The sequence below is a fragment of the Sphingobium sp. 3R8 genome (assembly GCF_020166615.1).
Lineage (GTDB): Bacteria > Pseudomonadota > Alphaproteobacteria > Sphingomonadales > Sphingomonadaceae > Sphingobium > Sphingobium bisphenolicum.
In genome coordinates, this window is sequence record NZ_JAIQXR010000026.1 from 50,361 (window position 1) to 61,246 (window position 10,886).

Below are 10,886 nucleotides of genomic sequence, written 5' to 3' on the forward strand. Positions count from 1 at the left end.
TTCGGCCGCTACAACTGCCGCAGCGCGCGCGCGGGGCGAACCGACATGAGCGGGATCGCGCCAGCGAGGCCGATGCCCAATGTCAGCAGCGCACCGCCGCCCAGCGTCGCCAGCACTATCGGCCAGTCGGGCGACCAGCTGAAGTCGAAGATGCGCACGATCACGAACCAGGCCGCGGTGGTACCGAGCGCCAGCGCAACCAGCGCCAGCATCGACGCGAGCAGGCCATATTCGAGCGCCTGTCCCGCCAATATCTGCCAGCGGGTCGCGCCCAGCGTCTTCAGGATGACGCTGTCATAGCTGCGGGCCTGGCGCGAGGCGGCGATCGCGCCGACCAGCACGGCGATGCCCGCGAGGATCGCGACCGAGGCGGCGGCAACGATCGCGCGCGACATCTGGGTCATGATCGTGCCGACCTGATCGATGACGTCGCCGACCGCGATCACCGATATGCCGGGGAAGGCCGACAGGAGCGCGCGGGTCATGCCGCCGTCGTGGCGCGCGTCCATGGTGATCGTCGCGGTCAGGCTGTGCGGCGCGGCGGCCAGCGCATTGGGCGAGAAGACGAGGACATAGTTGAAGCCCATCGTGTCCCAGTTGACCTTGCGCAGCGACGCGATACGCGCCGTGATCTCACGCCCCAATATGCTGACGGTCAGCGTGTCACCGATGCCGATATTCATGACCTTCGCCGCTTCCTCATCGAGCGAGACGAGCGGCGGGCCGGCATAGGCGCGCGGCCACCATTGGCCGGCGACCAGATCGCTACCCTGCGGCAGGGCGGTGCTGTAGGTGACGCCGCGTTCGCCGCGCAGGAACCAGGCGCCTTCGGGCAATGCCTTGAGGTCGGCGACCCGCTGGCCGCGATAGGCGACAATCGTGCCACGCAGCGATGGCACGATGTTGAGCTGCGCTTCGGGCGCCTGTTCGAGGGCGATGGCACGGAAGCGGTCGACCTGCGCCGACGGAATGTCGAGGATGAACTGGTTGGGCGCTTTTTCCGGCACGACATTACGGATTTCGCTGTCCAGGCTGGTCTGGATGCCCGCCAGCGTCACAAACAGGGTGAGGGCGAGGCCGAGCGCGACGATGAGCGCAGCGGTCTGCGCGCCGGGGCGGTGGAGATTGGCGACGGCAAGCCGCAGCAGCGGACGGCGCGGGCGCGGTGCCAGAAGGGCGAGGCGTCGCACCGCCCAGCCAAGACCAAGCAGCAGGAGCAGGACGGCTGCGGCGGCGCCCAGCACGGCAGCGGAGAAGAGCGGTTCGCGCGCGGTCAGCAGCGCGAGGGCGACGAGCAGCGCGCCAGCTCCGGCCATGGCGAGAAGACTGCGCCGATCGGTGCCACCGCGCATTTCGACGGCGCCGCGGAAGATGGCGGCGGCCGGCTGGGTGCGGGCGCGGCCGAGCGGCGGGACGGTGAAGAGGAAGGCGATGAGCAGGCCATAGGCGGCGCTGGTCAGTAGCGGCACAGGATGGAGGCGGAAGCCGGGGCTGACCGGCAGCACGTCGCCCGCCAGCGCGACGATCAGCGGCGGCAGCAGCGCGCCGACGATCAGGCCCGTCACGATGCCCAGCGCAGCCACCGCGCCGACCTGCATCCGGTAGATGCGGCCGATGTCGGTCGAAGTCGCGCCCAGCACCTTCAAGGTGGCGATGCCGCCGCGCTTGGCCGCGAGATAGGAGGCGACGCCGTTGCTGACGCCGATGCCGGCAATGACCAGCGCGGCGAGGCCGATCAGCGACAGGAACTGCCCCATCCGATCGATGAAGCGGTTTGCGCCGGGCGCGGCGCGATCCCGGTCCTTGAAGGTCCAGCCGTCGGCATCGTGCGCCTTTTCCATGTCGGCGCGCACGGTCGCGGCGTCGAAACGGGGGGCGAGGCGGATGCGATATTTGGCGGAATAGAGGCTGCCGGGCTGGATCAGGCCGGTGCGGCGCAGGCCGTCGAGCGAGGCGATGGCGACGGGGCCGAGGGTGAATCCTTCGCCGAGGCGATCGGGTTCGTCGGCAATGATGCCGGCTATCGTGAAGCTGGCCGTGCCATAGCGCAACCGGTCGCCGGGGCGGACGTCCAGCCGATCCGCCAAGGCGTCGCCGATCAGGATCTGGTCGGGATCGAGCGGGCGGTACGTGGCATTGCGCAGGGTGAGCGCGCCATAGAGAGGATAGAGGGTATCGACGCCCTTGAGTTCAGTCAGGACGGCGGGCGGGGCGTTCCCCCTCCCCTGCCCGTCCCGCTGCGCCATGGCGCGCAGGCGGATGGTTTCGCTGAGCGTGCCAAGCTGGCGGAAGGCTTCCTTGTCGCCAAGGCGGGCTTCGCGCTGGGTCATGGCGATTTCGATGTCACCACCCAGCAGAGTGCGGCCTCGGTCGCTCAATTCCTGCGTGATCGCCGCAGTCAGGCTGCCGATCGCGGCGAGTGTCGCGACGCCCAGGAACAGGCAGAGGAAGAGCAGCCGCAGGCCGCGAAAGCCGATGTGCAGGTCGCGCCGGGCGATGCGCCAGCTTGCGCCCCAGCCGATGGCGTTCATGCGGCGCGATCCGACACGATGAGGCCATCGCGCATCTCTACGATCCGGCCACAGCGCTGCGCCAACACCGGATCATGGGTGATGATGACCAAGGTCGCACCCGCCGCCTGCTGCCGTTCGAACAACAGGTCCATGATCGTCGCGCCGGTGGTGGCGTCGAGATTGCCGGTCGGTTCGTCGGCGAAGAGCAGGGTCGGGCGCGGCGCGACCGCGCGGGCGATGGCGACGCGCTGCTGCTCACCGCCCGACAGTTGCGCGGGATAATGGTCCAGCCGGTGGCCGAGGCCCACGGCGCGCAATTCGTCGGCTGCGCGATCGAAGGCATCGGCATGGCCCGCCAGTTCCAGCGGCACGGCGACATTTTCATGCGCCGTCATGGTGGGGAGCAGATGGAAGCTTTGCAGGATGATGCCGATGCGGCCGCGCCGGGCGCGGGCCAGCGCATCTTCGTCCAGCGCACCGAAATCGACGCCGCCCACGCTGACGCTGCCGCCGCTGGCGCGTTCGAGGCCCGACAGCACCGCCATCAGCGAGCTTTTGCCCGATCCTGATGCGCCCAGGATCGCCAGGCTTTCGCCGCGCAAGATGGTGAGATCGACACCCTTGAGGATCGCCACCGGCGCATCGCGCGTTCCAAGCGAAAGGGTGACATCCTGCGCGCGGATCGCGATAGTGGCGGGATCGATGGGCAAATGCATGAAGAAGGAGCGCTCCTTGGCGGGCAGGTGGATGCAATATGGGGCGTTGGCGTTGTTTGTCCAACTGGCGGTGGCCTGTTCGGACAAAACACCAGTCCCGCCCCCGGCGGGTAACGACCAGCCGGTCGCCAATGCCGCCGCCGCGGCGACACCGGCTGCCGATGAGCGGCTGATCGTCGCGTTCGGCGACAGCCTTTATGCCGGCTATAATCTGGATCAGGGCAAGGGATTGGCCCCGGTGCTGGAAGCGGCGCTCAAAGCGCGCGGGGTGAAGGCGCGGGTGGTCAATGCCGGCGTGTCGGGCGACACGACCGCGGCGGGCCTCACGCGGCTGGCCTTCACGCTCGACGGCCTGCCGCGCCAGCCCGACCTGATGCTGGTCGGCCTGGGCGGCAACGATATGCTGCGCGGGCTTGCTCCCGCCGAGACGCGGGCTAATCTGGACGCGATCCTGGCGGAACTGAAGAAGCGCGGCATCCCGGTGCTGCTGACGGGCATGATGGCGTCGCCCAATATGGGGCCGGACTATGCCGCAGCATTCAACCCCATTTTCCCCGATCTGGCGCGCAAATATGATGCGACGCTTTATCCCTTCATGCTGGACGGGGTGATCGGCGACCGGGCGCTGCAACTGCCCGACGGCATCCACCCCAATGACAAGGGCGTAACCGTCATCGTCGGCAAGCTGGCGCCGGTGGTGGCCGGGGCATTGCCATCGTGACGGAGCGGATCAGGGTCGGCCTGATCGGCTATGGCATGGCGGGGCGCGTCTTTCATGTGCCCCTGATCCGCGCCGCGCTCGCGCTGGAACTGACGGCGATCGTCACCAGCCGGGCGGAAGAGGTCGCGGCGCTCGACCCGGCGATCCGTTGCATGGCGACAGTCCGCGATCTGCTGGCCGACCCGTCGATACAAGCGGTGGTGGTTGCGACACCGAGTGCAACACATGCCGCGATTGCAGCGGATGCGCTGCGGGCAGGCAAGCATGTGGTGGTGGACAAGCCCTTCTCCCTGTCGCTGGCCGAGGCGCGCGCGCTGGCGGCGCTGGCCCGGACGAGCGGGCGGCAATTGGCGGTGTTTCACAATCGCCGGTTCGACAGCGACTATCTGAGCGTCCGGGCCGCCATAGAAGAGGGCGCGATCGGGCGGGTGACGCATTGCGAATCCCATTTCGACCGTTTTCGGCCGGAGGTGCGGGATCGCTGGCGCGAGGATGGGTCGGCCGGATCGGGCGTATGGTTCGACCTGGGGCCGCATCTGGTCGATCAGGCGCTGGCGCTGTTCGGGCGTCCGCTGGCGGTGAGCGCCGACATCGTGGCGCTGCGCCCTGGATCGGTCGCGGACGATTGGGCGCAAGTGGTGTTGCGCTATGACGGGATGCGGGTCGTCCTGCACGCCAGCCTGCATGCGCCCGATGCCGCGGGCGGCGGCAGTCCGCGTTTCGCCGTGCATGGGGACAAGGGATCGCTGATCAAACGGCGGCTCGATCCGCAGGAGGGGCAGTTGATCGCCGGGATGCGGCCGGATGATGCCGGATGGGGCATCGACACCGATCCGGTCGAAGTGCATGACGGTGCCGGCGGGATGACGCGGCGTCCGGCGGCGAGGGGATGCCAGGAACAATTTTATCGGCAGATGGCCGAGTCATGGGCGACTGGGAGCGCGCCGCCGATTTCGCTGGACGAGGCAGTGGCGGTGCAGGAAGTCATCGAGGCGGCGTTGTTGTCAGCGCGCGCGGAACGGGTGGTGACGCTGCCGCTGCCCTGAAGGACGGGAGAATAGAAATGGCTTTGCCCTTGCGAGTCGTGCTGTTGGCCGCTGCCCTGACGGCGCCTGTCGCCAGCGCGCGGTCGGACATGGCGCCAGTCGTCGCCATCGCGGATGGCGCGTTGCGCGGGGTGAACGAAGAGGGCGTTGTCGCCTTCAAGGGCATTCCCTTCGCTGCGCCGCCGGTGGGCGACCTGCGCTGGCGTGCGCCCCAGCCGGTCAAGCGCTGGCAGGGCGTGCGCGACGCCAGCCGCTATGGCCATGACTGTATGCAACTCCCCTTCCCCAGCGACGCCGCGCCGCTCGGCACGCCACCGGCGGAGGATTGCCTTTTTATGAATCTGTGGAAGCCGCAGGGGCGGAGCGCCAAGCTGCCGGTGATGGTGTGGATCTATGGCGGAGGCTTCGTCAATGGCGGGTCGTCGCCGCCGACCTATGCGGGGGCGGCGCTGGCGCGGCAGGGCATCATGGTGGTGAGCTTCAACTATCGGCTCGGCCGCTTCGGCACCTTCGCTCATCCCGCGCTGACCAGGGCGGATGCGGACGGCGGACGGCAGGTCAATTATGGCTATATGGACCAGATCGCGGCGCTGCGCTGGGTGCGGGACAATATCGCGGCGTTCGGCGGCGACCCGGCCAATGTCACTATCATCGGCGAAAGCGCGGGCGGCATGTCGGTCCATGCGCTGTTGACGTCGCCGATGGCGCAGGGTCTGTTCCACAAGGCGGTGATCCAGTCGGGTGGTCCGATGCCGATGGGCGACGCCACGCTGGCGGGGGCCGAAGCGACCGGCGCTGCGTTCGGGCAGAAGAAGGGCATCGCGCCCAACGACCCGCAGGCGCTGGCGCAATTACGGGCGCTTCCCGCCGATGCCGTGGTCGACGGGCTGAATCTGGCCGCGCTTTTCGCGCCCGGCCCGCGAACCCATAGCAGTCCGATCGCCGACGGTCGGGTCGCGGTCGACAGCCTGGCTGCCTATCGAGCGGGCCGCTTCGCCAAAGTGCCGGTGATGATCGGCGCAACCAGCGACGATATTGGCGGGCCGACCGGGCCGATGGTGACGGGCGCCCGCACGATGGCGCGGATGTTCGCGCAACAAGGCGTGCCGACCTATCCTTACCGCTTTTCCTATGTCGCACAGGCGCTGCGGAACGCGGAGACGAAAGGCGCGGGCCATGCCAGCGAAATCCCCTATTTCTTCGATACGGTCGCGGTAAAATATGGGACCGCGACGACGGAGGCCGATCGGGGGATGGGGCGAATCGCCAGCCACTATCTGGTGAATTTCGTCCGCACGGGCGATCCCAATGGCGCCGGTCTGCCGCGCTGGCGTCGTTACGATCCCGACACGCCGGCGATGATGGATATCGGCGCGCAGGATAGCGCCAAGGCGGTCACGAATCCTTGAGATCGAGGCGTACGCCAACGTGCTATCACAACCAATTGATCGTGCTTTCAGAATCCTTGCAGCGTGTTATCGGACTGTCATCAACGTGTGATCGGATTGCACGGCTTGTCTCCGACTCGTATCATTTAACGGCTTTTTTGCTCCGAACCGAGCGGCTAACCCCTCTAATCCCTCAATAAAATCCCTAAAGCCGCGTCGCCCCAAGGCCAACCCTATGGTTAGAGGTTTCATGGCTGCCAGCAGGCTCCAATCCGTTTCCCTGGCGGCATAGCCCATGGTTGTCTTTTGATGCACCGCCACAGAGGGGAGGACGCCTCCTTCGCCATACTCTCTCCCCGGTTTGACTTTGACGAGCAATTGAGCGCATAAAACGCGAACCAATTTATCGTCATGATTCGGGTATGAGGGGCGCCATGTCGTTTACCGTGAACACGCTGCGCAACGTCACGACCGCTTGCCAGCAAATGCGCGATCATATCAAGACGATCGTGTTCCGTCCCGATGCGCACAAGACCCTCGATATCACCTTCGGCCCCACTGTGGCCGCGGAGCTGATCGGGCGCACGCCGGAGGCCCTGGCCAAGGCGGAAGCCAAGGGGCGCCTGCCGCAGCCCAAGCAGCTGCCCAATGGCCGCCGCTTCTACACGCTGGAAGACCTGACCCAGATTCGCGAAGCCCTGGGCATCCATGTCGGCAAGCAGCCGGACGAGGATGCGGTCGTGCTGGCGGTGCAGAATTTCAAGGGCGGCGTCGGCAAGAGCACGATCACCAAACATCTGGCCGATTATCTCGCGCTGCATGGCTATCGCGTGCTGGTGATCGACTGCGATCCGCAGGCATCGACCACAACCATGTTCGACATCCAGCCCGAAACGCTGATCGACGACGACCAGACGCTGGGCGCGTTTCTGTCCCCGCGCAGCACCTTCAGCAACTTCGCCGAAACCATCCGCGACACGCCCTGGCCGACGATCAAGATCGTGCCGTCCAGCCTGGGATTGCAGGATGCGGAATGGGATTTGACCTCCACCCTGCGCGAGGGCGGGCAGGCGGTACGTGAGAGTCTGCAGGCGCTGCGTATCGGCATCGCCAGCGTAACCAAGGATTTCGACGTCATCCTGCTCGATCCGCCGCCAGCCATGGGCTTCCTCGGCCTCAACGTTATGGCCGCCGCGACCGGGTTGCTGATCCCGGTGCCGGCGCGCCAGCTCGATTATCTGTCGACCATCCATTTCATGGACACGATCGCAGACAATATCGAAATCCTCGAACAAAATGGCACACCGGTCAATTACGGCTTCATCCGCGTAGTGTGTTCGACCTTTTCCCCCAGCAAGCCTGGCGAGAACGACATGTGGCGCATCATGCAGGCGACCTATGCCGGGCTGCTGCTCGGGCAACCGATCCTCGCGTCGGAAGAAATCAAGAATGCGACACAGGCGTTCCGTTCCATCTATGAATCCAGGCCGTCAGCCTCGCACCAGACCTATACGCGGTGCCGCGACAATCTGGACGCTGTGTTCGGTGAAGTCGAACAGCAGATTCGCCAGCAATGGTCGTCGACCAGCCTGACCGGCACCGACGCCGGTGTGAGTGTGGCGGCATGAGCCGGCGGTCCCTGATCAGCGAAGCGCTGGCCGCCGTCGCCAATGAACCGACACCGCTCGCTCCTGCCGAAGCGGACGCCACAGCGGCGGCGGCCGGGCGCGTCAATTTCACCAACAAGCGGCTGGAAGCCTTCGGTGAGGCGGCGCGGATCGTGAAGCGGCCGACCATAAGGTTGAAGCCGGCGGAATGTTCGATCTGGCCGGGCAATGCGCGCGACTACACGCTGCTGGACGAACATCGTCTGCGCAGCCTGATCGATTCGATTCTGGCGGAAGGCGGCAACCGTATTCCCGCGGTGGTGCGGCGCACGCCCAACGGCCCCCTGCCCTATGAGCTGGTCACGGGAACGCGGCGGCACTGGGCGATCAGCTGGCTCAACGGCAATCATTATCCTGACATCGATTTGATCGCGATCATCGAGGATTTGGACGATGAAGCGGCCTTCCGCCTCGCGGATATAGAAAATCGCGAGCGGGAGGATATTTCCGACCTGGAACGTGGCCTGAATTATAAGGCGGCGGTCGATCGCTTCTATGGCGGCGTCCAGTTGCGGATGGCCGAGCGGCTGAAAATCTCCAAGTCGCAGCTATCGCGCTATATTGCGCTGACGGACATCCCGCCCTTCCTGGTGAGCGCCTTCCATTCGCCGATGGATTTGCAGGCCAAATATGGCGAGAAGCTCCTGCCGCTGCTGCGCGATCCGGCAAGCCGGACGAAGCTGGAGACCGCGGCTGATCAGATCGCTTCCGAGCAGAGCTTCCGTCGATCGGGGGATGAGCAGCCGATCAGCGGCGTCGAAGTGATGGGACGGTTGCTCAAGGCCGTAACCGTGAAGGGCCGCGTGCAGAAGGCGTCCATTGCGGCCGGCAATGGCAAGGCGATCGGCGAGGTGGTGAAAGATCAGCAGAAGATATTGACCCTGTCGCTGACGCCATCTGATCTGTCGACCGATGCGATATTGGAAGCGTTGCGTCCTGTGATCGACGCGGCGCGCATCCGCAACGCGAAACGACGCTGAAAAGCAGACCATATACGGACGAAAAGCTGAAAATAGAGGAATAATCTTTATATTTCAGAATGTTATGTCAATTTCCCCCCAGGGGGACAGCGGGAACGGGATGGCATGGTGGGGAGTGAGGGCGAACTCAAGACGGCGCTGAAGGAGCGCAAGGTCCAGTTCGAAATGTTCTTCACCCTGCCTGATTTCAGCGATATTTCGCTGCGTGATTATCAAGAGACGATGCAGCGTCCCTTCTTCAGCCTGTCGAAGCGCAAGCGGGTGAAGCCGATCGAATATGTCAGTCCCGACAAGTCGGTGACCGTCCATGTCTCGGCCAATCCGACCTACGGCATGGCGACGATCTGGGACGCGGATATCATGATATATCTGGCGTCGCATCTGAACGAGCTACGCGAGCGGGGACTGAATGATCTGTCGCCCGTCATTCGCCTTCAGCCCGGCGACCTGCTCAAGCGCATCTGTTGGGGCACCAGCGGCCGGGCCTATGAGCGGTTGGTGAGTGCGCTCGACCGATTGCAGGCGACGACGATCAAGACCAATATCCGGGCCAGCGCCAAGAGCCGGGAAACGACCTTCTCCTGGATCGACAGCTATACCCACCTGGTTGACGAGCGGACGGAACGATCGCTGGGTATGGAAATCACCCTGTCCAAATGGTTCTTCGACGGGGTGATGGACAAGCGCAATGTGCTGGCCATATCACCGCTCTATTTCGAGATCACCAGTGGGCTGGGCAAGTGGCTCTATCGTGCGTCGCGCAAACATGCCGGCGGCAACGGCGCCGACGGCTTCGTCATCGGCTTCGAAACCTTGCACCAGAAGAGTGGCAGTGAGAGCAGCTATCCGGTGTTCAAGCGCAAGCTGCTCGACCTCGCTCGCGCGAACGAATTGCCGGACATAAGCCTGGAAGTCGTCAATCCCGATAGCACGAAGCCCAAGATGCGGATGGTGATGCGCCGACATATGGCGGAACGGCTCCGTACGGGACGCAACGGTCCCCTCCCCTCCCCGCCTGCGCCCGATACGGGCGACGGCGATGAGATGATCGATCCCCGCCAAGCCATGAGGCTGATCGCACAGGCGGCTGGCGAATTGCGCAGCCCCGGTGCGGACAAAAGCAAGGCGCGTCGCGCAGCGACTGCGAGCGGACGTGCCGGCGAGATATTGGACGCCGAGGTTCATGCGGCGATCCGCAGCGATTTCCCCGGCTGGGACTATGACGAGTTGATGCGGCGTTTCGATGCCTTTCTCGGCGCCAATCCGCATGAACTGCCACGCAATTATTCGAAGCGGTTCTACGGCTTCGTAAAGGAACATCATCGGCGCAACAAATATAAGCTGCGTTCCTGATTGTCGCCCGTCAACGTGTTTTCAGAATCATATATTCTTCTCATTTGATCCTCCAACGGTGTGGCGGCGCATTGGCCTGCCGGGGTCGACCTGGATCAATAATCCGAGGAAAAGCGTGCGTCCTGGCATAAGGCTAAACAGCAGCCGGACAGAGGCGCGTTGATGCGATCATCGATCTGCCCGTGATTCTGAAAACACGATGGTCGATTGATACGCACGCGAGAAGGCCCCTTCCCTGTCCGAGCGTTTCCGATGGGATCGACATTTTACGAACTTGCCAGGCATGAATATGGGTCTGTCCTAAGTGACAGATGTTCATCATGCCCCGACATGGCGTTCCGACGTGTTTCTGGATATGGATACCATCGACCGAGCAGGTGCAGCAACCTGCCGCCGCATCGATCCGTCGAGCAGGATCGAACGTTCCCGAAATTGGCCGCGAATCGAAACCGTCCCGGGGGTGGAGGCAGCCTGTATATTTGGTGACGACCGCCCACGCCAT

At 64.6% G+C, this 10,886-nt stretch carries 8 protein-coding genes; 6 read left to right on the forward strand and 2 right to left on the reverse strand.

Features of this window, described 5'->3' with window-relative positions; translation table 11 throughout:
• Positions 1-8: 8 nt before the first annotated feature.
• Positions 9-2,531 carry an ABC transporter permease gene (locus K9B33_RS20115; RefSeq protein WP_224550901.1) on the reverse strand — a complete coding sequence of 841 codons (2,523 nt, stop codon included), beginning with the start codon at positions 2,529-2,531 and terminating at the stop codon, positions 9-11.
• Positions 2,528-3,229 (reverse strand): ABC transporter ATP-binding protein, encoded by a 702-nt coding sequence (locus K9B33_RS20120; RefSeq protein ID WP_224550902.1) that lies wholly within the window; start codon positions 3,227-3,229, stop codon positions 2,528-2,530. The genes K9B33_RS20115 and K9B33_RS20120 overlap by 4 nt, the downstream gene beginning before the upstream one ends.
• On the opposite strand from K9B33_RS20120, the gene K9B33_RS20125 reads away from it, so the two are divergent.
• The 6 genes from K9B33_RS20125 to K9B33_RS20150 all read left to right on the forward strand — a co-directional run bounded on the left by K9B33_RS20125 (position 3,228) and on the right by K9B33_RS20150 (position 10,384).
• On the forward strand, positions 3,228-3,950 hold the full coding sequence (locus K9B33_RS20125; protein WP_224550903.1) for an arylesterase: 723 nt from the start codon (positions 3,228-3,230) through the stop codon (positions 3,948-3,950). The two genes, K9B33_RS20120 and K9B33_RS20125, sit on opposite strands and share 2 nt — an antisense overlap.
• Positions 3,947-4,996, forward strand: a complete 1,050-nt coding sequence (locus K9B33_RS20130) for an oxidoreductase (protein WP_224550904.1) — start codon at positions 3,947-3,949, stop codon at positions 4,994-4,996. Before K9B33_RS20125 ends, K9B33_RS20130 begins: the two co-directional genes overlap by 4 nt.
• Before the next feature lie 17 nt (positions 4,997-5,013).
• On the forward strand, positions 5,014-6,405 hold the full coding sequence (locus K9B33_RS20135) for a carboxylesterase/lipase family protein (RefSeq protein ID WP_411974045.1): 1,392 nt from the start codon (positions 5,014-5,016) through the stop codon (positions 6,403-6,405).
• Between the two features lie 413 nt (positions 6,406-6,818).
• Positions 6,819-8,012, forward strand: coding sequence for an AAA family ATPase (locus K9B33_RS20140; protein ID WP_224550905.1), 1,194 nt, complete (start codon positions 6,819-6,821; stop codon positions 8,010-8,012).
• A complete protein-coding gene (locus K9B33_RS20145; RefSeq protein WP_224550906.1) occupies positions 8,009-9,031 on the forward strand; it encodes a ParB/RepB/Spo0J family partition protein in 1,023 nt (340 codons plus the stop codon). The genes K9B33_RS20140 and K9B33_RS20145 overlap by 4 nt, the downstream gene beginning before the upstream one ends.
• 105 nt (positions 9,032-9,136) lie before the next feature.
• Entirely contained in the window at positions 9,137-10,384 is a 1,248-nt protein-coding gene (locus tag K9B33_RS20150; protein WP_224550907.1) for a replication initiator protein A, read from the forward strand.
• Positions 10,385-10,886: the final 502 nt, after the last annotated feature.